Here is a 23,334-nt window from a genome sequence, read left to right as displayed (position 1 = left end):
CGCCCGGTCGTTCGGCCGACTGCCCGGCCCGTGTCGCGGGCCGGGCCCGGCCGCCGGATCGTGGCCCCATGAGGTCAGCACGCCTCGCTCCCGGCGCCCCGGTCCGCCGGGACGCGATCCCGGCGGGCCGCGGACCGGACACCCCGGCCCTGCCGTGGCTCGCGGCCGTCGCCGCCGCCTTCACCGTCGCCCAGCTGGTCCTGGTCGTGCCCGACGTGGGCCTCGGCTGGGACGAGACGGTGTACGTCAGCCAGGTCGGCCCGCACGCCCCGGCCGCGTTCTTCAGCGCGCCCCGCGCCCGGGGCATCACCCTCCTCGCCGCTCCGGTGGCCGCGCTGACCGCCTCCACCACGGCCCTTCGGATCTGGCTGGCCGTGCTCTCCGGCTGCGGGCTGCTGCTCTCCCTGTGGACCTGGCGGCGGCTGCTCCCGCCGCACGTGCTCGCGACTGCGGGCGCGCTGTTCGCCGGCCTGTGGATCACCCTCTTCTACGGGCCGCTGGCCATGCCCAACCTCTGGGTGGCCTATGGCGCCCTGTGCGCCACGGGCTGCTTCCTGCGCGCCGTGCGCGACCCCGGCGACCGCCGCGCCCTGCCGGGACTGGCGGCCGCCGTGGCGGGCACCGCCCTGATGCGGCCGGGCGACGCGGTAGCGCTGGTCGCGCCCCTGGCCGTCGCCGCGGTGTGCGTACGGGCCTGGCGGCGCCCCGCCGTGCTGGCCGCCCTGGTGGCGGGCGCGGCGCTCGGCGGCGCCGAGTGGGTGATCGAGGCGTACGTCCGCTACGACGGCCTCGCGGCGCGGCTGCACCGGGCGGCCGAGATCCAGGGCGGCATGGGAGCCCACCTCGCCCTGGACGACCACGTCCGCGCGCTCGAGGGCCGGTCGCTGTGCCGGCCCTGCGACGTGCCGTGGCGTCACCCCGTCACCGCCGCCTGGTGGTTCGCCCTGCCGGTGCTCGCGGCCGGCGGGCTGGCGGTGGCGGCCCGCACCCGCCGCCTCGCCGTCGTCCTGCCGCCCGCCCTCGTCGGGCTGAGCCTGGCCGTCCCGTACCAGCTGATCGACTACGCCGCGCCCCGCTTCCTGCTGCCCGCCTACGCGCTGCTGGCTCTGCCCGTGGCGCTGTGCCTGTCCGCCCTGGTCACGACCCCCCGCCGGAGGTGGCGCGTGCCGGTCGCGGCGGCCCTCGCCCTGGCCCTGCTCGGGCACCTCGCGGTCCAGTACAAGGTCCTCGGGCGAGCCGTCGCCCACAGCGGCGCCGCCCACGAGGCCATCGACCGTGTGGTGGCCGCGCTGCGCCGCCAGGGTGTGCGCCCGCCGTGCGTCGTCACCGGCTCAGAGGCTGTGCGCGTCGCCTTCCGGGCGGGCTGCTCCTCCCGTCAGACGAGCGGGCACGACGGGAGCATCACCGTGCCGGAGCTGATGGGGACGGCCCGCCGGCAGCCGGTGGCGGTGCTGGTGGACGGCGACCGCCCCGTACCCGCGTACGCCCGTGGCTGGCGCTCCCAGCCGCTGCCGCCGCTGCCCGGGGCGGCCGGCGGATTCCGCGTCTTCCTCTCGCCGCGCCCCGAGGCCGACGCCGCGCACTGAGGGGCGGCCGGCCAGGGCGTGCGGGCGCACAGGGTCCTCACAGAATGCACCGGGTACGCCTGTTCACCCCACAGTGCGCCTCCCGTCGGATCACCGGGGTGGTGTGCAGTGGAGGAGGTACCGGGGCGAAGCGGAAATTCATCGACGCAGCAGAGAAAGCGGACAGCACCATGGACATCCCCCGGAAGGAACGGCGCGTCCCCTCGGGACGCCCGGCGGCCGCCCCCTGGTGGGCCCCGGGCCGGGACGGCCGCGCCGACGTGCTCCTCGGCGAGGTCGGCGACCTCTACCACCACCACTACGGCCTCGGCCCCTACGACCCGTCCGTGCTCGACGAGCCGCCCGAGACCCGCGACCAGCGCATCGTGGACGAACTGCACCGGCTGGAGACGGCCCAGGCCGACGCCCTGCTCGACCGCCTCGGCGACATCCGGCCCGAGGACCGGCTGCTGGACGCCGGATCGGGGCGCGGCGGCACGAGCTTCATGGCCCACGAGCGCTTCGGGTGCCGCGTGGACGGCGTGTCCCTCTCCGACCACCAGGTCGACTTCTCCAACCACCAGTCCCTAGAGCGGGGTTGCCGGGGCCAGGTGTGCTTCCACCACCGCAACATGCTCAACACCGGCTTTCCCGACGGCTTCTACCGGGCCGTGTGGACCAACGAGACCACGATGTACGTCGAACTGACCGCGCTGTTCAGTGAGTTCTCCCGGCTGCTGCCCCTCGGCGGCCGCTATGTGTGCGTCACCGGCTGCGCCAACGACGCCCACGGCCGGCGCTCGCCCGCCGTGGCCCGCATCGACCACCACTACATCTGCGGCGTCCACTCCCGCGGCGACTACTTCCAGGCGCTGGCCGCGAGCGGCCTCGCCCCCGCCGAGGTCGTCGACCTCACCCCGCAGGCGATCCCCTACTGGGAGCTGCGCGCCCACTCGCCCGTACGCACCGGGATCGAGGAGGCCTTCCTGACCGCGTACGCCGAGGGCGGCTTCCAGTACCTGCTCATCGCCGCCGACAGGGTCTAGGGCCGGGCGCCGCCCGCGACATGACGGCTGGGCCGAACGGAGTACGGACGGGTTGTCCGGCTTCCCGGGCTGGATACACTCACGCGGAATCGTCCGACATCCGAAGGAGTGCCGTCATGGCCGAGGTAAAGCTGAATGCCAGTAAGCGTACCGACTTCGGCAAGGGTGCTGCGCGCCGCACCCGCCGGGAGAACAGGGTTCCCGGCGTCATCTACGGCCACGGCGCCGAGCCGAAACACGTGGCGCTCGACGGCCACGCGCTGATGATGGCCCTCAAGACGCCGAACGTCCTCCTCCGCCTGGACATCGAGGGCAAGGGCGAGCTCGTCATCCCCAAGGCCGTCCAGCGCGACCCGCTCAAGGGCTTCCTCATCCATGTGGACTTCCTCGCCGTGAAGAAGGGCGAGAAGGTCACCGTGGAGGTGCCCGTGCACACCGAGGGCGAACTCGCACCCGGCGGAAACCTGCTCGAACACATGCTCAACGCGGTGCCCATCGAGGCCGAGGCGACGCACATCCCCGAGGGGTTCACCGTCTCCATCGAGGGCCTCGAGGCCGGTCACACCGTACGCGCCGAGGACATCGACCTGCCGCGCGGCTGCTCCCTCGCGGTCGACGGCAGCACCGCCCTCCTGCAGGTCGTCACCGCCCAGACCGAACCGGTCGAGGAGGAGGCGGAAGAGGAGGAAGAAGGCGCGGAGGCGGCCCCCGCGGAGGGCGAGCAGGCGGCGCCCGCCGAGGAGGGCGCCGAGGGCTGACGCTCCCTCGGCCCCGACGGCTCCTCCCCGTGCGAGGAGCCGCGACGCCGCCCCGGCTCCGGGCCGGGGCGGCGTCGCGACGTCAGGAGGTCGCGGCGGGCAGCAGCTCGGCCGCCGTGACGCGGTGCAGGTGGATGAGGATGTCGTACGAGGGCGCGAGCGCCGTCGTGTACAGCGGCTCGGGATAGGCCGTGCCGATGTTGCGGGTCGGCCGGGCCACGTTCAGCCAGGCGCGGGCCGCGGCGGGGGCGGTGCGCATGTCGAGGACGTAGTCGCGGTACGGCACCCGGTCCAGGGTGTGTTCGTTGCTGCCGGGGTCGGCGGGGCCGACCGTGCAGACCTCGATCTTCGTCTCCTCCGGGTCGGTCGTGGCGTTGAACGAACCGGCGTCGAACGTCAGCCGGACGTTGACGTAGTCCTTGCCGAGCCGGTCCCTCAGGAAGGCGCCCTGCACCTTGGGGTACCTCTCGTCGTCGCTCCGGTAGGCCACGTGCGCGTTGTGCGCGGAGAGCAGGACCTTGCCGCCCGTGTGCTCCCGCCACCAGGCGACGTTGGCGGCCATCTGCTCGTCGCGGTAGAGCATGGCGCGGGTGACGTCGGCGGTGTCGTTCAGGTCGTACGCGTACTGGCCGGCGACCTGCGCGATGTTGCGGGCGTTCTGGACGACGAGGTCGAACTCCGCCCGGTCGGCGCCCGGTCGCTGCTTGCTCAGCAGCTCGAGCGCCCGGCGGGCCCGGTCGGCCATGTCCTTCCGCTCGGCCAGGGGCTTTTGCAGACAGCCGCGCATGTGCTCCCCGACGCCGGTGCCGTCCGCCGGGCGCAGCCCCCGGTAGAGCTCCGCGAAGCGGGCCCGCAGGCCGGGGTGGTTGCGGGCGACGTAGCCGGTGACGTCGTCGTAGAGCCGCGGTCCGCCGTAGCCGATGTCGTCGCCGATGAAGTGGACCTTCTTCTCGTGATGGATGTTGTACTGGCGCATCCACTGGATGAGGTCCAGGTACTCCCGGGTGTTCCAGAAGTTGTAGTCGCGCTGGAACTCCTCCTTCATGATCTGCTTCGGATCCCCCTTGCCGTGCACGACGTAGTCGTCGATGCGCAGACCGGTGCTCCAGGGCGCCTCGAGGGCGAAGGCGGTGAACCCCTTCTCCTCGACGAGGTAGCGCAGGACGCGGTGCTTGTTGGTGAAGAACTCGTGCGAGCTGTGGGTGGCCTCGCCCATGCCGACCACGCCGGCGTCGCCGACCATGCGCCCCAGCGGCCGCAGGTCCCGCAGGTCGCCGCCCGGTTCGGTGGTGCGCAGCGGGTGCGCGGCGCGGGTGAGGGCCGGCAGCGGATCGGTGGCGCCCCGCTCCGCCGCGGACGCGGCCGGCCGTGCGTCGGCCCCGGAGGCGGCGGCCGGTTGCGCGCCGGCCGGTTGCGCGAGCGCGGCCGCGGAGATGCCCGCGCACAGCAGGAGCGCGGTCAGCGCCGACGAGGTGCGGTGTCGGTGCCGGAGGTGAGGTGCCTTGTGTGCCATGCCCTTCATGGTTCCGGCCGGACAGCCGCGACCGCCATCCGGCGCTCCCCGGCAGGGGGTGGGGCGGTCCCCACCCCGCCTGGCCCCACCCCGCCGGCACCGGCGTGTTGGCCAGGCGCCCCCGGCGGCCTGGGTCACAGTGGTGCGTACGCGCGGCGGAGGAGCACACCCTCCCGAGGAGGTTCGTGATGGCACTGCACCCGGGCGAGCGCGGCGGGGCCGGCCGGCGCGGCTACGCGCTCAATCCCTTCTACGGCGAGGCCGATCCGCTGGGGGCCATGACGGCCGAGCCGCCGCGGCATTGCCTGCCCGACGGGCCGATGCCGCCGCGCACCGCCTATCAGTTCGTCCACGACGAGCTGATGCTCGACGGCAACGCCCGGCTCAATCTCGCCACGTTCGTCACCACCTGGATGGAACCGCAGGCGGCGGTGCTGCTGGCCGAGTGCGCCGACAAGAACATGATCGACAAGGACGAGTACCCGCGCACCGCCGAGCTGGAACAGCGCTGCGTGGCGATGCTCGCCGACCTGTGGCACGCCCCCGACCCGGCCGCCGCCGTCGGCTGTTCGACCACCGGCTCGAGCGAGGCCTGCATGCTGGCGGGCATGGCCCTCAAGCGCCGCTGGGCGCTCGCCAACGCCGATCGCCACCCCGCAGCCGGCGTCCGGCCCAACCTGGTGATGGGCGCGAACGTCCAGGTCTGCTGGGAGAAGTTCTGCAACTTCTGGGAGGTCGAGGCGCGCCAGGTCCCCCTGGAGGGCGACCGCTTCCACCTCGACCCGGAGGCCGCCGCCGGCCTGTGCGACGAGAACACCATCGGCGTCGTCACCGTCCTCGGCTCCACCTTCGACGGGTCCTACGAGCCGGTCGCCGAGGTCTGCGCGGCCCTGGACGCCCTTCAGGAGCGCACCGGCCTGGACGTCCCGGTCCATGTGGACGGCGCCTCCGGCGCGATGGTCGCGCCGTTCCTCGACGAGGACCTGGTGTGGGACTTCCGGCTGCCGCGCGTGGCCTCCATCAACACCTCCGGGCACAAGTACGGCCTGGTCTACCCCGGTGTGGGCTGGGCGCTGTGGCGGGACCGGGCGGCGCTGCCGGAGGAGCTGGTCTTCCGCGTCAACTACCTGGGCGGCGACATGCCGACGTTCGCCCTGAACTTCTCGCGCCCCGGCGCCCAGGTGGCGGCGCAGTACTACACCTTCCTGCGCCTGGGCCGCGAGGGCTTCAAGGCCGTGCAGCGCACCACCCGCGACGTGGCCCTTCACCTCTCCGAACGCATCGGCGCCCTGGGCGACTTCCGGCTGCTGACGCAGGGCGACCAGCTGCCGGTGTTCGCCTTCACCACGGCCGAGGGCGTGACGAGCTTCGACGTCTTCGACGTCTCGCGCCGGCTGCGCGAGCGCGGCTGGCTGGTGCCCGCCTACACCTTCCCGCCGAACCGGGAGGACCTGTCGGTCCTGCGGATCGTCTGCCGCAACGGCTTCTCCCTCGACCTCGCGGACCTGCTGCTGGCCGATCTCACGGCCCTGCTGCCCGAGTTGCGGCAGCAGTCAGGCCCGCTGGACCGGCCGGAGTGGCAGGCGACGGCGTTCCACCACTGACCGACGGGCCGAGCCGCCGGGCCGCCGACGGTCGTCTCAGTCGTGCGGCACCACCGCGACCGGGCAGGGGGCGTGGTGCACGCACGCCTGGGCCACCGCGCTGAGGCGGGGGACGAGCGCCGGGCGGTGCCGGCGGCGGCCGACGACCAGGAGGTCGGCGCCCTCCGCCGCGCGGACGACGGCCTTGGCGGGGCTCTCCAGGCTGACGGCGTCGACCACGGTGACGTCCGGGTGCCTCTCGCGCCACGGCCGCAGCGCCTGCCCGATCTCCAGCTCCGCGTGCTCGGTGATCTCCTGGGCGACCTCGGGGTCGACGCCCCAGGGCGCGTACGCCTGGACGGGCAGCGGCCTGCCGTGCAGCACGCGCAGGGGCGCCCCGCGCGCCGCCGCGGCGTCGAACGCGAAGTCGAGCAGGTCGTGCGCCGGGCGGCGCAGCCCCAGACCCAGGACGACGCCCCCGCCGTCGGCGGCCGGGGGGACGCGCGATCCCATGCCCTTCCGTACGAGCACCACCGGCCGCTCGGCCCGCCCGGCGACGTGGAGGCCTACGTCGCCGAGGAAGAAGCTCTCGAGGCGGTCCAGGCCGCGCGAGCCGAGGACGACCATGACCGAGGCCTCCGCCGCCGTCAGCAGGGCCGCGACGGGTTCGTCCCCGACGATGTCCTCGGTGACCTCCAGGGCCGGGAAACGGGCGCGGACCTCGGCGTGCGCGGCGTGCACGATGCGCTTCGCCCAGTAGTCGCGGTCCCGCTCGGGCGGGACGTCCGCGGGCTCGGGGACATGGAGGATCCAGGCGTGGAGCAGGCTCAGGGGAAGCCCGCGCCGGGCCGCCTCCGCCGCGGCCCAGTGGGCGGCGGCCAGGCTCTCGGCCGAGCCGTCCAGCCCCGCGGTGATGGGTACGGGCTCCATCGCGACCGCCTCCGTCCGTGCCGGCCCCTCCTCCCCCGGGCCCGGTCCCTGCCGGGGCCGGGGAAGGTGATGCTTCCAGTGTCGGCCCGGCACGTCGTACCCCGCCGGGCCACCGGAGTGCACCCCGGGCGTTCCGGCCGCTCACGGCCCCGGACGGCCCGGCGGGAGCCCGGCCGGGGACGGGCGCGGGACGGGTGTCCGGCCGGGCTGCTCCCAGTCTCACGGCGGGCGGGCGGCCCGCGCAGGGGCCGGGCGGTCTCCCGTAGGGGGACGCCCGGCCCCTTTCTCGCTTCCCCCACGTGCGTCTCCTGGGGTCGCACCCGTGCTCTGCGGCCCCGCGCGTTGCCCCGCGCCCTCGCCCGGCGCACGGTGGAGAAAGCGAGCGGAGGTGAGCGCGATGACCACGCGTGAGGCCGGCACGGCCTGGGTGGTCGACCACCCGGCTCCGGCCGCCGAGCACCCGCTGCGCCGCGTGCACCGCGCCCCGGGCACGCCGGCCGGCACGGAACTGCTGCTCGAGGTGCGCGCGTGCGGCGTGTGCCGTACGGACCTGCACCTCGCGGAGGGCGACCTGCCGCCGCGCCTGCCGCGCTGCACCCCGGGCCACGAGATCGTGGGCCGGGTGGTGGCGTGCGGGCCCGACGCCCAGGGCTTCGCGCCCGGCGACCGGGTCGGCGCCGCCTGGCTCGCGACGACCTGCGGCGGCTGCCGGTACTGCCTGGCCGGCCGGGAGAACCTGTGCCCCGCCTCCCGCTACACCGGCTGGGACGTCCACGGCGGCTACGCGGACCACACGGTGGCCGACGCCCGCTTCGTCTACCGGCTGCCGGAGGGCCCGGCGGACGAGGAACTCGCGCCGCTGCTGTGCGCGGGCATCATCGGCTACCGGGCGCTGGAGCGGGCCCAGCTGCCGCCCGGCGGCAGGCTCGGCCTCTACGGCTTCGGCGCCTCCGCCCACCTGACCGCCCAGCTGGCCACGGCCCGGGGCGCCACCGTCCATGTGCTCACCCGCGGCGAGCGGGCCCGGCACCTGGCCCTGGAACTCGGCGCGGCCTCGGCGGGCGACGCCCGCGACGCACCGCCCGAACCCCTCGACGCGGCCATCCTCTTCGCCCCCGTCGGCGACCTCGTGCCGGTGGCGCTCGAGGCACTCGACCGCGGCGGCACCCTCGCGGTGGCCGGCATCCACCTCACCGACATCCCGGCCCTGACGTACCGGCGGCATCTGTTCCAGGAACGCACCGTGCGCAGCGTCACCGCCAACACCCGGGCGGACGGCCGGGCCTACCTCGCGGAGGCGGCCCGGCACCCCCCGGTCGTCCATGTGCGGCCGTACCGCATGAGCCGGGCCGACGAGGCCCTCGCGGATCTGGCGGGCGGCCACGTCACGGGGGCGGCGGTGCTGGTGGCGGACCACTGACGCCAGGGACTGCGGTGGCCGGGAGGTCACTGCCGTGGTTCAGGCCGGCCTTCCAGGCTCGGCTCGGAGAACGCGGCGAGGTCGCGGCGGCGCAGTTCCTCCTCCTCGGTCTGTTCGATCCTGCGCATCGCGACGCGCAGGACGGGCGGGGCCATCACCGAGGTCACCACCGCCACCAGGACGATGATGGTGTAGGTGGCCGGGGTCAGCACGCCCAGGCGCAGGCCCGCCGTCGCGACGACGATCTGGATGACGCCGCGCGCGTTCATCCCCGCCCCCATGGCCAGCGCTTCCCACACGCCGAGCCTGGCGACGAGCGCCCCGAGGAACGCTCCGGCGAACTTGCCGACGACGGCGACCGCCAGCACCACCAGCGCGGCGGACGCCACGATCGGATGGGCCAGGGCGGCGAGGTCGATGTGCAGGCCCGCGGTGGCGAAGAACAGCGGGGCGAAGACCGCCATGACGACCGCCCGGAGCGGGGCCAGTCTCCTGAGGTCGACGTTGCTCCCGGAACCGATGAGGACGCCGCCGATGAACGCCCCGAGCATGGGCTCGAGGCCGAGCGCCTGCGTGGCGGCGGCGCCCAGCATGAGGATCACCGTGGCCACGGCGATCGTCGGCGCGGCCTCCTGGGACCGCCCCGCCAGGTCCAGCGCACGGCGCACCAGGGGCCGGGCGACGGCCAGCGCCAGGATCACCACGGCCGCCATGGCCCCCACGGACATGAGGACATGACCGGCCTGCGGCCGGCTGGTGGCCATGGCCGACACCACCGACAGCAGGAGCCAGCCGATGGCGTCGTCGACCATGCCGGCTCCGAGGATGAGCTGCCCCATGGTGCGGTGGAGCAGCCGCATGTCGGCGAGGATCTTGGCGATGACCGGGATGGCGCTGACGCACAGGGCCACCCCGAGGAACGCGGCGAACACCGGCTGCCTGCTTCCCGCCGCGACCAGCGACGACGGCAGCATGAATCCCGCCGCCACCCCGAGCCCCAGCGGCACCAGCAGTCCGGTGGTGCCCACGGCCAGGGTCGCCACTCTCCTGCGACGCAGCGCCTTGATGTCGATCTCGATACCCGTCATGCCCACCAGGAGCACGACGCCGAGCAGCCCGAGCGGGTTCAGGGGGCCTTGGGGCGCGGCCGCGTCCGGCAGCCAGGACGACAGGGAGGGGACGATGTGGCCGAGCACCGAGGGCCCCAGCAGGATCCCCGCGCACAGTTCGCCGACCACGGGCGGCATCCCGACGCGTACGGCCAGCCGCCCGAGGACCAGGGCCGCACCCAGCAGGGTTCCCGCCTCGGCGAGGAGTCCGCCGCTCATTCCGCGCCGACGGCTTCCCGGAGACCACGCGCCGCCCCCGCCGCGGTCACGGTCTCCAGGACGGAGACCCGGTCCGAGACGTCGGGAAGCGGCCTGCGCTGCCGGGGGCCCTTGGGGGACGTACCGATGTCCAGGGAGCCCAGTAATCGTTCACCGTCGGCCATGTGCAACAGGCCGCGGAGGCCGGGGCTGGTGCACAGCCGGCCGGTGCGCCAGATGCTGCCATAGCCGCGGGCGTGGAGCAGCATCATCAGCGCGTGCGTCATGGAGCAACTGGCGGCGAGCTGTTCCCAATCGGGAATCCGGTGCCCGGGAAGCGGGGCGAAGACCAGCAGCGCCCGCAGCGGCGGCTCCTGACGGCCGCGCACCCCCTTCCCGGCGGCCTGCGGTGCCTTGGGGGTCAGCGTGCGGGCCAGGGCGGCGCGCGCCTCGCCGCGCACCAGGATCCAGCGCCAGGGGCGCAGCCTTCCGTGATCGGGCGCGGTGGCCGCGCCACGCAGCAGGTAGTGGAACTCCTCGTCGCTCGGCGCCGGGTCGGTGAGTACCCTCTCGCTCCTGCGGGTGGTGATCGCGGTCATGACGTCCATGGGTCCTGGGGTTCCTTCCGGGTCGTGGGGCGGGGCGGAGGTCAGGACCAGGCGACCAGGTCGCCCGCCGGGGTGAGGCCGAGGAAGAACGTGACGGTGATCCGCCGCTGGCCCTCGGGGCCCCCGGGCCCGTTGGGCAGCACGCGGTGGTAGTGGTTCGGGTTGAACAGCAGGGCGTCACCGAGACCCGGACGGATCGTGAGGTTCCGGCAGCCGTCCACCACCCGGGGGTCGTACCCGTACCGCTGACGGTGGGCGTCGTCGGCCGCTTCCCAGCGGTGCTGCCACAGGCGCGTCCCGCCGCCGTCCTCCGGCACCACCAGGTAGGCGTTGTAGGTGAGCTCGGAGACGATCTCCTGGTCGAAGAGGCCGTCCGGGTATTCGAGGTGGATGTCGTCGTAGTGCAGGAGCGTGCCCGCGTTGATCTCGCGCATCATCCCCACGAAGGCGGGCCGCCCGCCGATGGTGGCGGTCGTCACCTTCTCGCCCCATGCCCTGCCCAGCATGTCCAGCGACTCCAGGACCGGGTCCGGTTCCATGCCGGCCTCCCGCCACGTGCGCTCCGCGGCTTCGGCGTCCGGCCAGTAGCGGTCCGCCTGCAGCACTCCCTGGGGGGTCCGGTAATCGTTGAGGGCCGGGCCGAACCTCGTCATGGCGACCCGCTGTGGGTAGTAGTCGACCGTGGGCAGCCGGTGGAGGGCGGCCGTCATGCGCTCCAGGGTCGCCCGGCCGAAGAAGCCGGGAATGCGGGCCGCGGCGAGTCCGCCCTCCGCGACGTCGAGGATGTGCTGTCTGGAGAAGGCCGACACGTCGACGGCGGAGAAATTGGGTCCGCGCGCTGTGCTGGGCATCATGCCTCCACATCCGAAGGTCGGGACTGGGGGGTGGCGGGCTGGAAATGGCAAGGCGGAGCAGCGGTTTCGCCCGCGAGGACGCACGGGCTCCTGTCGTGGGTGGCGCATCGGGGTGCCGATGACGGGTGGTCACCGAGGCGCGGAAGAGGTGGCCCGGTCGATGTCGGGCCACCTCAGTATGCCCGCCGAGCATGCGTGCGAGTAGGGGCCGTGCGGCGACGGATCCCCCGATGACGCGATCATCCGAGCGGGGGGACGGAAACACCGGCCGCCATGCGATTCGCGCCACGTTGGTCGCGGGATGGCCTTGTGAGCGGCCCGGAAGATCGGTCATGACGCATCGCGGACGCCCGCCTGCCCGTATTCCCGGAAGCCGATCATTCGAGGTGTGCGGTCCGACGTCTATCGGGCGTCGCCGATCGGCTGTAGAACAAGGATGAGTTCGCCTTCAGAGTTGACCGGAACTCACGCTCGCGGTTCGTCGCGTGGTTGATCGCGTCCAGGAAGCGCACTTACGGTCCTGGGCGTGTGTGTTCCACCAGGTACCGCATTTGATCAAGGCAGCGGATCCCGTATGCACCGGCCGAACATCGGAGACCCCTCGTGAGCGGTAACGGGCTTGGACCCAAGAACGTCTGCACCGACCTGGAGAACAGCGAAATCCGCCGCATGTCGCATGAATATCACCGGCGCGGCATCGTCACCGTGACGGACCTGTTAGAGGCGCACACCCGACAGGCGGTACGCGCCGAAGCGGAACGTCTCCTCGACAAGCACGCGGAACGGCGCGACCTACGCCTTGAGACCACCGGCTACACCCGGCGCTCCATGTCCGTGGTGCCCAGCGAGGTGATCGCGGGCAACAGCGAGCTGGTGACCTCGCTCTACGCGAACCCCCAGCTGGTGGGCGCTCTCGAGGCCATCGCCGGTGAGAAGCTGCATGCCTGCCCGAAGGCGGACGAGGAGTTCCTGATCACCCGCCAGGAACAGCGGGGGGACACGCACGGATGGCACTGGGGCGACTTCAGTTTCGCCCTCATCTGGGTACTCCTGGCGCCGCCGATCGACATCGGCGGCCTGCTCCAGTGCGTACCCCACACCGAATGGGACAAGAGCTCGCCGCGGATCAACAACTACCTCGCGGAAAACCCCATCGACACCTACTACTTCGCCTCCGGAGACGTGTACTTCCTGCGCACCGACACCACGCTGCACCGCACGATCCCGCTGCGCGAGGACGCCACCCGCATCATCCTGAACATGACCTGGGCGGGCGACCGGGACCTGAAGCGTGAGCTCAAGGCGGATGACCGGTGGTGGGACAACGCCGACGTCTCGGCGGCGTCCTCGATCAAGAAGTGAAAGTGCCCGACGCCAGAACCGTCCTCGAAGAGAGACGCCCATGACCGAGCTGAACGTTCCGGACGCCGACGTCAAGGCCGTCTGGGACCACTTCGACCACGTCGAACCGGGAATCCGCCGTCGGATCGCCGTCCAGGACCCCGCGATCAAGGAATACCTGGACGGCATGCTCGCCCGCATCGCCGGGCACCGCGGTGTCGAACACCCGTATCTGAACGCCTACCGCACCACGCGGCTCACCCCCGAGCAAGAACGCCTCATGTACAGCGAGTGCCACTACTTCTTCCGCTATCTCCCGTTCTACATCACCGGGATGGCGATCAAGACCCGGGACGAGATGATCCTCCGGGAGATCATTCTCAATGTCGCCGACGAGGTGGGCGGCGACCCCACGCATTCCACCCTCTTCGCCCGCTTCCTCGCCCGGATCGGGATCGACAAGGAACACCTCGACCATTACAAGCCGCTCGAGGTGACCACACGCCTGAACGACGGCATTCGGATCCTCTACACCGAATCCCCGATCAACAAGGCCCTCGGCGCGCTGTACGCCGACGAGACCATGTCGTCCATCATGGTCTCCAAGATCAATGACGGTCTGGGCAACCAGGGCTACGACAAGGACATGCGCCACTTCTGGCAACTGCACATCGACGTCGAGGTGGGGCACAGCAACTCCGTCTTCAACGCGATCGCCCCGTATGTGGGATCTCCGGCCGCACGGGCGGAGTTCGAGGAGGGCGCCTTCGAGTTCCTCGGGCTCGTGGAGCGCTATTGGGACGGCGTGCAGCGGCTCGTGGGCCTCGAGGCATGACCCTCGCGGCATCCGGTGAGTCCGGGGACGGCCGGCCGGCCTGCGGCCTGCGGCACACGGCCGTCGGCCGGCTCGTCCCCGGCTCCATCCACTCGGTGTCCGTCTCCCTCCCCGACGTCGCGACGGTCATCGGCTACGAGTCGGACGACCCGGCCACCCGGCGCCTCGTCTCCTGGGGCTACCCGCGCTTCCGCCCCCATCCGTATGTGACCCGGGTGGCGGAGCTCCTCGCCCAGGACGGCACCGGCCCGGGCGAAGGCCTCGTCCCGACCCGCTCGGCACGCGCCGCGCGGGCCGCCGCGGCGTACGCCGGGCTTCCCCCGGAAGCCGTGTTCGCCGGACACGACCTGCACGGGGTACGCCTCTCCCCGGACGCTTCCGCGGCCGCGCGGGTGCGTGCCTACGTCCAGCACACCGGCGGCCACCTGTCCTCGCGCGAGGCGGAGGACGTCCTGCTGGACGCCGGCCTGATCGAGAGCAGGCAGGCCGAGGACACGGTGGAGGACGCGCCCTCCCAGGCCGTCAGGACGGTCCTCGCCCAGGCCTACGGAGCCCCCACGGAGGACGTCTCGCTGTACAACAGCGGCATGAACGCCGTGGCGGCGGCCATCTCCGCGGTCTCCGGGATCCAGCGGGAGAACGGCCGGCGCGTCTGGCTCCAGCTCGGCTGGATCTTCTTCGACACCATGAGCCTGCTGGAGAAGCGAGTCATCGACGTCGAACACGTCACGATCGGCGACCCGTTCGACCTCGCGGAGGTCGCCCGCGTCGCCGAGGCCCACGCGGGGCAGCTCGCCGGCATCATCGCGGAGGTGCCGAGCAATCCGAGCCTGCGCACCCCGGACATCCCGGCCCTGAGGGAGATCGCCGACCGGGCCGGCTGCGCACTGGTGGTCGACGCGACGATCGCCACGCCGTACAACGTCGACGTGCTCTGCCACGCCGACGTGGTCTGCGAGAGCCTCACCAAGTACGCCACCGGATCGGCCGACGTCCTGCTGGGCGCGGCCGTGGTCAACCCGGACTCTCCCCTCGCGCCGGATCTCCGCCGGGAGCTGCCGCGCCATGGCGACGGGCCCTACCACCGCGACACGGCACGCGTGGCCGCCCGGATCCGGGGCTACGCGGACCGCATGGACCGGGTGAACGCCAACACCCTCGCCCTCGTCGCCTGCCTCGAACGGCACGACAAGGTCGTCCGGAGCGTCGACTGGGCGTACGGCGCCGGTTCCGAGGGGAACTACCGCAAGGTCGCGCGCCGCCCCGACGCGCCGGGGGGCCTGCTCATGGTGGACCTCAGGGTTCCGCTGGAGCAGGTGTACGACCGCCTGGCGGTCACCAAGGGCCCCAGTTTCGGGGCCGAGTTCACCATGGTGTCCCCCCAGGTCTTCATCGCTCACCACGACCTGCTGACGACGCCGGAGGGCCGTGCCACCCTGCACGCCAGGGGGCTGCACCGGGACATGATGCGGATCTCCGTCGGCACCGAGGAGCCGGAGCTCATCGTGGAGACCTTCGAGGAGGCCCTGCGCCAGGCCTGAACGCACCTGCGCCGATCCTGAACGCAAGGGACCGCCTCCCTGCCATGCCAGGGAGGCGGTCGCTCGTGCTCAGGCGTCCTCAGACACGCATCAGGGCCGCTTCCGCCGCTTTGCTGTACGCGTCGGCGGCCTCGAAGTCGGGCGCCAGGGCCGTCAGCTCCACGAAGCCGCAGGACCGCAGGGCCCCCAGCACGTGCAGGACCACGCCCTCGCCCTTGTCCGGACGGTAGAGCAGCCCCTCGGCCTTCAGCCGCTCGACGGCGGCCTTCGGGTCGAGCCTGCCGAGCGCCTCCGGTTCGAGCAGCCGGCCGTGCACGTAGCACACCGGCCGTCCGTCGGCATGCCGCAGCAGCCCGTCCTCGTCGACCTCCCGGCCGACGAGCGCCTCGGCGTACCGCAGCACGTGGCTGGGGCCGACCTTGCGCAGGTTGATCTCCACCGCGAGCGGCCCGCGCTCTCCGGCGATCACGAAGTCGATGCCGAACGTGCCCCGGTGACCGAGCTCGGACAGCACCGCGCCCGTCCGCCTGACCGCGTCGGTGATGACGGGCCGCCACCGCTCCTCCGCCGGGAACCGGCACCCCCAGTACTGACCGCCCGACAGCACCTGGTCATGGCAGGCGACCACCTTGACCGAGCCGTCCGCGCGGATGTAGCCCTGCCCGCTGGGGGAGGAGGTGACCTCCTCGAGGAACTCCTCCACGATCGCCCCGCCCTCGGCGAGCTCCTGGTAGAAGTCGTCGGCGGGCATCCGGATCACCTCGGCCGCGGCGAGGAGGTTCCCGGTGTCGGTGAGCTTCTCGCAGTCGATCAGCACATTGCCGATCGACGCGGCGTAGGTGCTCGCGCTCAGCTTCACCATGACGCGCCGCGCCCGGCGCGGGCCCGAGGAGAGCCGCTCGATCTCCCGGAGCACGCCCTCCTCGCTGCGCAGCTCCTCCGCGGACCCGTCGGGCACCGCGACGCCGGCGCGCAGGAGGATCTCCTTGCCCCCGCCCTTGCTGCCCCAGCGGGTGACGAAGGGCTGGCTGCCCTCCTCGAGGCCGGCGCCCACCCTGCGGGCCAGCTCGTCGAGGGAGTCGGAGGCCATGAAGTGGACGATGGTCGTCCGGGTGCTGTCCTGAGCGGCGCTCCGCAGGACGTCCACGATCCGGTCCTCGTTGAGGACCAGGTCGTCGAGGGGGCGCAGCTGGTGGGAGTCCGGCGTCAGCAGGGTCAGCCGCTCACGGACGCTCTCGATCGTGCGGTCGTCGAACCGGAAGACATCACGGAAGTGGTACTCGAGCGTGTAGGGATCGACCGGCTCGGACGTGATGACGACAGCCCGCACCGCCGGGTCACGGAGGTCCCACAGAAAACAGAGGCTGCGCTCTGCCGAGAACCGAAGATACGGCACCTCCTGCAGTATCCGGTCGGCGTAGTTGAAGGCGTAGATCAAAATCCGAGTGGAGTCGAAATCAGCCATAAGGAAGCGCTCTGCCTCGCTTGTCTGGGTTGTGGCGAACGGACCGCACAGTTCCGTAGGTACCAGGTGCTCAGGGTGCTGCTGGTGAGGTTACGAGCACGCCAGGGAAAACGGTATCGGAATTACACATTCCGGTGACTTCTCGCAAATAAGTGCGAGCGTTTCATGTAATGGATGTGGCTCGAAAATACCCATCTCCGCTTTATTTGCGTCTGGGTTATTTGATCCGTACACGCGACGGTGACAGGATCGGCACGTGAAGCTCTCGAAAGCCGTCTGGGCTCTGGCTCTTACTGTCTTCGCGTGGGCCTCGGCCTTCCCCGCCATCCGCGTGGGCCTGGAGGGCTTCGGAGTCGCCGGACTCTCCCTGGCCCGCCTCATGGTCGCCTCGGTCGCCCTGGCCGTCGCGGCACCCTTCCTCGGCGTGCGCATCCCGCGCCGTCAGGACCTGCCCATGATCGTGCTGTGCGGGCTGACCGGCATGTCCGCCTATCAGGTCCTTCTCAACTGGGGCGAGGTCAACGTCCCCGCCGGCACCGCGAGCCTGCTCATCGCCGTGGCTCCGGTGTTCAGCGTGCTGCTGGCGGTGGCCTTCCTCGGCGAGCGGATCACCCGGCTCAAGGTCGTCGGAAGCGTGGTGGCCATCGCCGGCGCCGCGGTGATCGCGGTGGCCGGAGGCCACGCCGAATACACCACCTCGGCGTGGGTCGTCCTCGCGGCGGCCGTCGTCCAGGGCGTCTACCACTTCGCGACCAAGCCCCTCCTGGTCCGGTACACGGGCCTCGAGGTCGCCTGTTACGCGATGTGGGCGGGGACGTTCTTCCTGCTGCCGCTCCTCCCCCAGATGGTGCACGGCTTCGCGGCCGCGTCGACGGCGCCGCTCCTGTCCACCGTGTTCCTCGGACTGTTCCCCTCCGCCGTGGGCTTCGTCGTCTGGGGGTACGCGGTCGCCCGGCTGTCCATGGCCTCCTCCACCGCGGCCCTGTACCTCGTACCACCGGTGGCCCTTGTCGTCGCGTACCTGTGGCTGGACGAGGTGCCCTCCCCGCTCGCCCTGGTCGGCGGCGTGCTCGGGATCGCGGGTGTCGCGCTCATCAACCGCCGGCCGCGCCGGGCGGACGGCGGCGAGGCCGCCGGCAAGGCGACCGGCAGGCACACGACGGACCGTCCGCGCCACGTGAACGGGCACGCGAACGGGCACTCGGCGGACCGTCCGGACCATGCGAACGGGCACGCCAACGGGCATGCGACGGACCATTCGGGGCACGCGAACGGGCGGGACCGGATGGACGCGTCATCGTGTCAGGGAACGGGACACCCGGCCGAGCGGAAAGGGCCGTCGGCGGGCTTCGAATAATTCGCCGTTTCCCCTCCCCCGCCTGTTCCCGTGACGCACCATGAGCACTCTCCCGCACCACACCATGAGCCGCATGGAAGGCACCCAGGACATTGGGCACGCAGAACGACACACAGAACGCCACGCAGAACAACGTCTATCTGACGCAGACGTACACCTACGAGGCCAGGACCACGATCCTGAGCAGCACGTCGAGCGCGGCCGGAATCCGGCTCGCCCTGGTGGACAACATCTTCCACCCGCAGGGCGGAGGGCAGCCGAGCGACCGGGGCTGGGTGGACGGGATTCCCGCCTCACCCGTCCGTGAGCCCGGCTCGGAACGGGTCTGTCTCGACCTGGCGCCCGAGTCCGGGGACGATCGGAGCGCGTTCTCCGAAGGACAAGCGGTCACCGCGGCCATCGACGCCGAACAACGCCGTCTGTTCGCCGCCCTGCACACCGCGGGCCACCTGGTCGACGCGCTGATCGACCCCTTCGGGGTGCGGCATGTGGGCAGTAATCACTTTCCCGGTCAGGCTCGGGTGGAATACGAGCTGGACGGCGCGGAAGTGGACAAGGAACGTATGGCCGATTCCCTGCGGGAGGGGGTGGCGAAGGCCATGTCCCAGGCCCTGCCGGTCATCTCCGGCGAGCGCGAGGGGCGGCGGACCATCACCATCGAGGGGTTCGCGACGGAGTTCTGCGCCGGCACCCACGTCACCGACCTGAGCTGCCTCGCCGACGTCGCCATCCGCTCCATCAAGGTCAAGTCCGGCCGGCTGAAGGTCGGCTACGAGGCGCACCACGCGGCGCCGGCCTGACCGGCGCCCGCAGCCGCCCGGGCCTGCCCCCACCGCCGGGCCTGCCCCCACCGCCGGGGCAGGCCCCACCGCCGGGGCAGGCCCGGGCCGAGCCGGGGCCGTTCGGCCCATGGCGTGACGCCCTCCCGATGGACCATGATCGAATAAGCGTGGCAGCGCGTGCGCGCGGATCGTCGACCGCGCGGACCGTCGACAGGGAGCGGTAGTGGACCAGTCAAGGACGTTCTCCCAGGAACGGCCGATCCGGGTGTTCCTGCTGGACGACCACGAGGTCGTCCGGCGGGGCATCCATGACCTGCTGGACGGCGAGGACGACATCACGGTCGTCGGCGAGGCCGGCACCACCGGACACGCCCTGACCCGGGGCCCGGCCCTGCGGCCCGACGTGGCAGTGCTGGACGTACGACTGCCCGACGGCGACGGCATCACGGTCTGCCGGGAGCTGCGCTCGCGCATGCCGGGCCTGGCGTGCCTGATGCTGACCTCCTTCGACGACGACGATGCGCTCCTCGACGCGATCATGGCCGGGGCGGCCGGCTACGTCCTCAAGCAGATCAAGGGCTCGGACCTCGTCGCCGCGATCCGTACGGTCGCGGCCGGCCAGTCCATGCTCGACCCGGCGACCACCACCCGGCTGATGAACAGCCTGCGCGGCGGCGGTGGCGAGGCGGAGGCGGACGCCGCGGGGCCCGAGGACGAGCGCCTGGCTGTGCTCTCCCCGCGCGAGCACGACGTCCTCGCCCTCATCGGGGAGGGCCTCACCAACCGTCAGATCGCCCAGCGGCTGTTCCTGTCCGAGAAGACGGTCAAGAACCACATCTCCCGCATGCTCGCCAAGCTCGGCGTCGAGCGGCGCATCCAGGCGGCCGTCCTGGCCACCCATGCGGGCCCCTACCGCCCGGCGGGCGGTTCGTAGCCCGCGTTTTGACTTCCGCTCCCCGGCCTAAAGGCCGGGGATTCCTACCACAGTCGTCTGACCGTCTCGGTGGGTTCCTGCTTCAATGCGCTGTGCCGGGACGAGTCTCGGTCTTAGCTGCGCTCGACAGGCTGACACCGCCAGTCCGGCGGCCCTGGCGACGTTGACCGCCGCGTTGATGTCCCGATCGAGGACGGCTCCGCAGGCCCCGCAGGTCCAGACGCGGACATGGAGGGGCTTGGGGCCGTCCTTGACGCCGCACGCCGAGCACACCTGAGAGGTCGGCTCGAAGCGGCCGATCCGGATGAAGGTGCGCCCATACCGGGCGGCCTTGTATTCCAGCATGGTCACGAACGCGGACCATCCGGCGTCGTGCACGGACTTGGCCAGGCGCGTGCGGGCGAGTCCCTTGACCGCCAGGTCCTCCACGGCAATCGCTTGGTTGTCGCGAATGATCCGTGTGGAGAGCTGGTGGTGGAACTCGCGGCGCGCGTCGGCCACCTGCGCGTGGGCGCGGGCGACCTTGACACGGGCCTTGTCCCGGTTGTTACTGCCTTTCGTCTTCCGGCTGAGGTTCTGCTGTGCGCGCTTGAGCTTCTTCTCTGCCCGGCACAGGAAGCGCGGGGCGTCGGTCTTCGTTCCGTCGGAGAGGACGGCGAAGTGTCCCAGCCCAAGGTCGATGCCGATGACGGGTTCCGTCCTGGGCAGCATGGCCGGCTCGGTCTCGACTACGAACGAGGCGAAGTACCTACCGGCCGCATCCTTGATCACGGTGACCGTTGACGGAACCGAGGGCAGGTTGCGGGACCACTTCACCCGTACGTCGCCGATCTTCGGCAGCGACAGGTCTCCGCCGGTGGTGATCTTCCATCGGGCGTTCGCGGTGAACCGTACGGCCTGCCGGGTGTCCTTGCGGGACTTGAACCGGGGTGCGCCCATGCGCGGGCGCTTGCCCTTCAGCCCGTCGAAGAAGTTCCGGTACGCGGTGTCCAGGTCCCGGAGAGACTGCTGCAGAACGACGGCGGACACGTCGCCGAGCCACGCGCGCTCCATGGTCTTCTTCGCCTCGGTGATCAGCAGCTTGGACAGGTCTCCGGTCTTCAAGAACGCCTTGCCTGCGGCGCGGGCGGTCTCCCGCGCCCGGAGGGCGTCGTTGTAGACCACCCGCGCGCACCCGAACGCCCTCGCCAGCGCTGAACGCTGAGGACCGTTCGGGTAGAGGCGGAAGGAGTACCGGAGCTGCATGCAGATCACCGTACTACGGTTGGTTTATACCTGAATATCAGAACATTCGTACTGGCCGTCACTGCACTTTCGCCCTCCACGCGCACTTGGTTTTCGTGACGAAGTACCGCCACAAGGTCTTCAGCGACCAGCACCTGACGCGACTTGAAGAGATCATGCGCAGCGTCTGCGAGGACTTCGAGGTGGAGCTGGTGGAGTTCAACGGCGAGAACAACCACGTGCATCTGCTGGTGAACTTCCCGCCCAAGGTCGCCTTGTCGAAGCTGGTCAACAGCTTGAAGGGCGTCAGTTCGCGAAGGCTCAGCCAGGAGTACCCCGAGCTGGTCCGGCACTACTGGCGGGCACAGCGGCTGTGGTCCGGCTCGCACTTCGCCGGATCGGTGGGCGGGGCTCCGCTGTCGATCGTGCGGCAGTACATCGAGCAGCAGAACCGCCCCGTCTGAGCTGAGGTCAACAGTGCGGACCCGTGCTCACGCGCGGGTCAGAGCACTTCTCAGAATCGCTTCACCACCGGGCTCAAGCCCGGTGCACTGCGATTAGACCCGGTAGCCCACGTTGTAGCGCAGGAGATAGCCGGCGAAACGGGCGAGGTCGTCCTCGTCCCAGTCGGCGAGGCGTTCGTGGAAGGCCGCCAGGCGGCTGGTGGCGACCTGGGCGAGGGTCGCGGCACCGGCGTCGGTCAGGTGCAGCACCTGCACGCGCTGGTCGTCCGGGTCGAGGCGGCGCTCGACGAGCCCGAGGCGCTCGAGGGTGGCGATCTGCCGGCTCACCGTCGACTTGTCGAGCAGGTAGTGCGCCGCGAGGTCGGTCGCCCGGCAGCCCTGCTGGTCCTCGAGGTGGGCGAGCAGGGTGAAGGAGACGAGCGAGAGCTCCGGGTGCATCCGGGCGGCGGTGGCCCGGGCACGGCGCGCGAAGGCGGTCAGCTCGCGCTGGATGGTCTCCACGGACGCGTCACGAGGGGGCACGGGGTTTCCTTTCGGCCATGTAGTTGTATAGTACAACTTGAAGAGAGAGTTGTATTTGCCAACCATTCGAGGAAGGGCGCCGATGAAACCCGCCACCGGTGGCGCGCTGCGACACGTGCTGACCCACCTGCTCACCCCGCTGCTGATGTGCGTCGGGATGGGTCTCGCCTACCTGGGCGCGTTCGCCCACCCCTCGCCGCACCAGCTGCCCGTCGCGGTCGTCGGCGAGGCCCCCGCCGCCCGGGTCCTGGCGCAGACGATCGGCGACAAGGCGGACGGCCGCCTCGCCGTACGGACCGTCGCCGACCGCGCCGAGGCCGTCCGCCGGCTCGAGGCCCGGGACGTCTTCGGGGCCTACGTCCCGGACCGGCACCACCCCGAGCTGCTGGTGGCCTCCGCCGGCTCGGACACCACCGCCATGGCGGTGCAGAAGGTCTTCACCCCCGTCGCCGCGCGGCAGGGCGCGCCCCTGAAGGTCACCGACATCGTGCCCCCGGCCGAGGGCGACCCCACCGGCCAGGGCGTCTTCTTCCTGCTGGTCGCGCTCAGCATCGGCTCGTACGCCTCCGTGGCCGTCATAGGCGGCGCGGGCGGGGCGCTGCCGATGCGGCTGCGGGCGGCGCTGGCGGCGGGCATGTCGCTGGTGGTCGCCGTGATCGGCGCCGCCTTCGCCGGTCCCGTCTTCCACCTGGTCGACCACGGGCTGTGGGGGCTGTGGGGCATGGCGTGGCTGTACTCGGCGGGCATCCTGCTCGTCGGCACCGGCCTGCACACCTTCCTCAAGCGCTGGACCACGCTGGGCGTGATGGTGCTGTTCGTGATGCTCAACTTCACCAGCGCGGGCGGGGTCTACCGGCCCGAGCTGCAGAACGGCTTCTTCGCCGCCCTGCACTCCTTCTGGAACGGCGCCGGGTTCGTCGAGGGCGTACGCTCCCTCGTCTACTTCGGCCACGCGGGACTCGGCCGGAACGTGACGACGCTCGCCGTGTGGCTCGCCGCGGGCGTGGCGACCGTCGCCGCCGCCTGGGCCGTCGAGAGGCGCCGCGCCACGCGGCCCGCCGCGGCCATCGTCCCCGGTGCCGGTGCCGGGGACGGGGCCGCCGAAGAGGAGATGGAGGAGGCCGTAGGGGTGTGACACCCCGGATCGAGCGGATCGAGCCGTGCCCGGGCCACCGCCTCCCCTCCTGTGGCGGTGGCCCGGGCATCGCACCGGCGACGGGCGCGATGGCCCGAGCCACGAGCCCGGACGGACACCCCCGTGGTACGTCCGGACCTGATGATCACC

General features: G+C 71.7%; 21 protein-coding genes. 13 read left to right on the top strand and 8 right to left on the bottom strand.

Annotation, left to right across the window (positions count from 1 at the left end):
- Nucleotides 1-68: 68 nt before the first annotated feature.
- From J1792_RS14785 to J1792_RS14775, 3 genes are all read left to right on the top strand, one after another.
- Entirely contained in the window at nucleotides 69-1,586 is a 1,518-nt protein-coding gene (locus J1792_RS14785; RefSeq protein WP_242645919.1) for a hypothetical protein, read from the top strand.
- Between the two features lie 170 nt (nucleotides 1,587-1,756).
- Nucleotides 1,757-2,611, top strand: a complete 855-nt coding sequence (locus J1792_RS14780; RefSeq protein ID WP_086570722.1) for a geranyl diphosphate 2-C-methyltransferase — start codon at nucleotides 1,757-1,759, stop codon at nucleotides 2,609-2,611.
- A gap of 116 nt (nucleotides 2,612-2,727) precedes the next feature.
- Nucleotides 2,728-3,369 (top strand): 50S ribosomal protein L25/general stress protein Ctc, encoded by a 642-nt coding sequence (locus J1792_RS14775; RefSeq protein ID WP_207247413.1) that lies wholly within the window; start codon nucleotides 2,728-2,730, stop codon nucleotides 3,367-3,369.
- Nucleotides 3,370-3,451: 82 nt separating this feature from the next.
- Here the strand turns inward: J1792_RS14775 and J1792_RS14770 are convergent, their stop codons facing one another.
- Nucleotides 3,452-4,882 carry an erythromycin esterase family protein gene (locus tag J1792_RS14770; RefSeq protein ID WP_086570751.1) on the bottom strand — a complete coding sequence of 477 codons (1,431 nt, stop codon included), beginning with the start codon at nucleotides 4,880-4,882 and terminating at the stop codon, nucleotides 3,452-3,454.
- 188 nt (nucleotides 4,883-5,070) lie between these two features.
- Here J1792_RS14770 and gad point away from each other — a divergent pair, with 188 nt between their 5' ends.
- Complete coding sequence (gene gad / locus J1792_RS14765; protein ID WP_086570718.1) at nucleotides 5,071-6,486, top strand: glutamate decarboxylase; 1,416 nt, start codon at nucleotides 5,071-5,073, stop codon at nucleotides 6,484-6,486.
- A 36-nt stretch (nucleotides 6,487-6,522) separates the two neighbouring features.
- Here the strand turns inward: gad and J1792_RS14760 are convergent, their stop codons facing one another.
- The gene (locus J1792_RS14760) at nucleotides 6,523-7,395 is read right to left on the bottom strand and encodes a universal stress protein (RefSeq protein WP_086570717.1); all 873 of its coding nucleotides are present in this window, start codon (nucleotides 7,393-7,395) and stop codon (nucleotides 6,523-6,525) included.
- 397 nt (nucleotides 7,396-7,792) lie between these two features.
- Here J1792_RS14760 and J1792_RS14755 point away from each other — a divergent pair, with 397 nt between their 5' ends.
- A complete protein-coding gene (locus J1792_RS14755; RefSeq protein ID WP_086570715.1) occupies nucleotides 7,793-8,815 on the top strand; it encodes a zinc-dependent alcohol dehydrogenase family protein in 1,023 nt (340 codons plus the stop codon).
- Between the two features lie 26 nt (nucleotides 8,816-8,841).
- Here J1792_RS14755 and J1792_RS14750 read toward each other — a convergent pair whose 3' ends face one another.
- The 3 genes from J1792_RS14750 to J1792_RS14740 are packed head-to-tail and all read right to left on the bottom strand — an operon-like array spanning nucleotide 8,842 to nucleotide 11,581.
- Nucleotides 8,842-10,143 carry a cation:proton antiporter gene (locus J1792_RS14750; protein ID WP_207247412.1) on the bottom strand — a complete coding sequence of 434 codons (1,302 nt, stop codon included), beginning with the start codon at nucleotides 10,141-10,143 and terminating at the stop codon, nucleotides 8,842-8,844.
- The gene (locus J1792_RS14745) at nucleotides 10,140-10,730 is read right to left on the bottom strand and encodes a nitroreductase family protein (protein ID WP_207247411.1); all 591 of its coding nucleotides are present in this window, start codon (nucleotides 10,728-10,730) and stop codon (nucleotides 10,140-10,142) included. The genes J1792_RS14750 and J1792_RS14745 overlap by 4 nt, the downstream gene beginning before the upstream one ends.
- A 41-nt stretch (nucleotides 10,731-10,771) precedes the next feature.
- On the bottom strand, nucleotides 10,772-11,581 hold the full coding sequence (locus tag J1792_RS14740) for a 2OG-Fe(II) oxygenase family protein (RefSeq protein WP_242645918.1): 810 nt from the start codon (nucleotides 11,579-11,581) through the stop codon (nucleotides 10,772-10,774).
- A 606-nt stretch (nucleotides 11,582-12,187) separates the two neighbouring features.
- Between J1792_RS14740 and besD the strand changes: the two genes are divergently transcribed.
- The 3 genes from besD to besB are packed head-to-tail and all read left to right on the top strand — an operon-like array spanning nucleotide 12,188 to nucleotide 15,301.
- Nucleotides 12,188-12,946 (top strand): L-lysine 4-chlorinase BesD, encoded by a 759-nt coding sequence (gene besD, locus J1792_RS14735; protein ID WP_086569410.1) that lies wholly within the window; start codon nucleotides 12,188-12,190, stop codon nucleotides 12,944-12,946.
- A 40-nt stretch (nucleotides 12,947-12,986) separates the two neighbouring features.
- A complete protein-coding gene (gene besC, locus J1792_RS14730) occupies nucleotides 12,987-13,760 on the top strand; it encodes a 4-chloro-allylglycine synthase BesC (RefSeq protein WP_086569408.1) in 774 nt (257 codons plus the stop codon).
- Nucleotides 13,757-15,301, top strand: a complete 1,545-nt coding sequence (besB, locus tag J1792_RS14725) for an L-2-amino-4-chloropent-4-enoate dechlorinase/desaturase BesB (RefSeq protein WP_207247409.1) — start codon at nucleotides 13,757-13,759, stop codon at nucleotides 15,299-15,301. Before besC ends, besB begins: the two co-directional genes overlap by 4 nt.
- A gap of 79 nt (nucleotides 15,302-15,380) precedes the next feature.
- Here besB and besA read toward each other — a convergent pair whose 3' ends face one another.
- Nucleotides 15,381-16,766: an L-propargylglycine--L-glutamate ligase BesA gene (gene besA / locus J1792_RS14720; RefSeq protein ID WP_086569404.1), complete on the bottom strand. Its 1,386-nt coding sequence runs from the start codon at nucleotides 16,764-16,766 to the stop codon at nucleotides 15,381-15,383.
- 256 nt (nucleotides 16,767-17,022) lie between these two features.
- Here besA and J1792_RS14715 point away from each other — a divergent pair, with 256 nt between their 5' ends.
- The 3 genes from J1792_RS14715 (at nucleotide 17,023) to J1792_RS14705 (ending at nucleotide 19,839) form a co-directional block, all read left to right on the top strand.
- Nucleotides 17,023-18,123, top strand: a complete 1,101-nt coding sequence (locus J1792_RS14715) for a DMT family transporter (RefSeq protein ID WP_242705116.1) — start codon at nucleotides 17,023-17,025, stop codon at nucleotides 18,121-18,123.
- 92 nt (nucleotides 18,124-18,215) lie between these two features.
- Nucleotides 18,216-18,923, top strand: a complete 708-nt coding sequence (locus J1792_RS14710; RefSeq protein WP_086569402.1) for an alanyl-tRNA editing protein — start codon at nucleotides 18,216-18,218, stop codon at nucleotides 18,921-18,923.
- A gap of 205 nt (nucleotides 18,924-19,128) precedes the next feature.
- Nucleotides 19,129-19,839: a response regulator gene (locus J1792_RS14705; RefSeq protein ID WP_086569400.1), complete on the top strand. Its 711-nt coding sequence runs from the start codon at nucleotides 19,129-19,131 to the stop codon at nucleotides 19,837-19,839.
- Nucleotides 19,840-19,866: 27 nt separating this feature from the next.
- Here the strand turns inward: J1792_RS14705 and J1792_RS14700 are convergent, their stop codons facing one another.
- The gene (locus J1792_RS14700) at nucleotides 19,867-21,084 is read right to left on the bottom strand and encodes an RNA-guided endonuclease InsQ/TnpB family protein (RefSeq protein WP_086569432.1); all 1,218 of its coding nucleotides are present in this window, start codon (nucleotides 21,082-21,084) and stop codon (nucleotides 19,867-19,869) included.
- Between the two features lie 26 nt (nucleotides 21,085-21,110).
- Here J1792_RS14700 and tnpA point away from each other — a divergent pair, with 26 nt between their 5' ends.
- Nucleotides 21,111-21,527 (top strand): IS200/IS605 family transposase, encoded by a 417-nt coding sequence (tnpA, locus tag J1792_RS14695; RefSeq protein ID WP_207247809.1) that lies wholly within the window; start codon nucleotides 21,111-21,113, stop codon nucleotides 21,525-21,527.
- A gap of 93 nt (nucleotides 21,528-21,620) precedes the next feature.
- Here the strand turns inward: tnpA and J1792_RS14690 are convergent, their stop codons facing one another.
- Entirely contained in the window at nucleotides 21,621-22,049 is a 429-nt protein-coding gene (locus J1792_RS14690; RefSeq protein ID WP_086569397.1) for a MarR family winged helix-turn-helix transcriptional regulator, read from the bottom strand.
- Nucleotides 22,050-22,131: 82 nt separating this feature from the next.
- On the opposite strand from J1792_RS14690, the gene J1792_RS14685 reads away from it, so the two are divergent.
- Nucleotides 22,132-23,184 carry a hypothetical protein gene (locus J1792_RS14685; RefSeq protein ID WP_207247408.1) on the top strand — a complete coding sequence of 351 codons (1,053 nt, stop codon included), beginning with the start codon at nucleotides 22,132-22,134 and terminating at the stop codon, nucleotides 23,182-23,184.
- Nucleotides 23,185-23,334: the final 150 nt, after the last annotated feature.

Source organism: Streptomyces triculaminicus, assembly GCF_017349075.1.
GTDB lineage: Bacteria > Actinomycetota > Actinomycetes > Streptomycetales > Streptomycetaceae > Streptomyces > Streptomyces triculaminicus.
The sequence above is the reverse complement of the archived record's forward strand: the minus strand, read 5'-3'. Positions and strand labels throughout refer to the sequence as shown.

Excerpts from the sequence above, each read along its gene's own strand:
- gad (WP_086570718.1), top strand. The coding sequence starts at position 5,071 with ATGGCACTGCACCCGGGCGAGCGCGGCGGGGCCGGCCGGCGCGGCTAC.
- J1792_RS14685 (WP_207247408.1), top strand. The coding sequence starts at position 22,132 with ATGAAACCCGCCACCGGTGGCGCGCTGCGACACGTGCTGACCCACCTG.
- J1792_RS14745 (WP_207247411.1), bottom strand. The coding sequence starts at position 10,730 with ATGGACGTCATGACCGCGATCACCACCCGCAGGAGCGAGAGGGTACTC.
- J1792_RS14780 (WP_086570722.1), top strand. The coding sequence starts at position 1,757 with ATGGACATCCCCCGGAAGGAACGGCGCGTCCCCTCGGGACGCCCGGCG.
- besA (WP_086569404.1), bottom strand. The coding sequence starts at position 16,766 with ATGGCTGATTTCGACTCCACTCGGATTTTGATCTACGCCTTCAACTAC.
- J1792_RS14750 (WP_207247412.1), bottom strand. The coding sequence starts at position 10,143 with ATGAGCGGCGGACTCCTCGCCGAGGCGGGAACCCTGCTGGGTGCGGCC.
- J1792_RS14785 (WP_242645919.1), top strand. The coding sequence starts at position 69 with ATGAGGTCAGCACGCCTCGCTCCCGGCGCCCCGGTCCGCCGGGACGCG.
- J1792_RS14770 (WP_086570751.1), bottom strand. The coding sequence starts at position 4,882 with ATGGCACACAAGGCACCTCACCTCCGGCACCGACACCGCACCTCGTCG.
- J1792_RS14775 (WP_207247413.1), top strand. The coding sequence starts at position 2,728 with ATGGCCGAGGTAAAGCTGAATGCCAGTAAGCGTACCGACTTCGGCAAG.
- J1792_RS14760 (WP_086570717.1), bottom strand. The coding sequence starts at position 7,395 with ATGGAGCCCGTACCCATCACCGCGGGGCTGGACGGCTCGGCCGAGAGC.
- J1792_RS14755 (WP_086570715.1), top strand. The coding sequence starts at position 7,793 with ATGACCACGCGTGAGGCCGGCACGGCCTGGGTGGTCGACCACCCGGCT.
- besC (WP_086569408.1), top strand. The coding sequence starts at position 12,987 with ATGACCGAGCTGAACGTTCCGGACGCCGACGTCAAGGCCGTCTGGGAC.
- J1792_RS14740 (WP_242645918.1), bottom strand. The coding sequence starts at position 11,581 with ATGCCCAGCACAGCGCGCGGACCCAATTTCTCCGCCGTCGACGTGTCG.
- besB (WP_207247409.1), top strand. The coding sequence starts at position 13,757 with ATGACCCTCGCGGCATCCGGTGAGTCCGGGGACGGCCGGCCGGCCTGC.
- J1792_RS14700 (WP_086569432.1), bottom strand. The coding sequence starts at position 21,084 with ATGCAGCTCCGGTACTCCTTCCGCCTCTACCCGAACGGTCCTCAGCGT.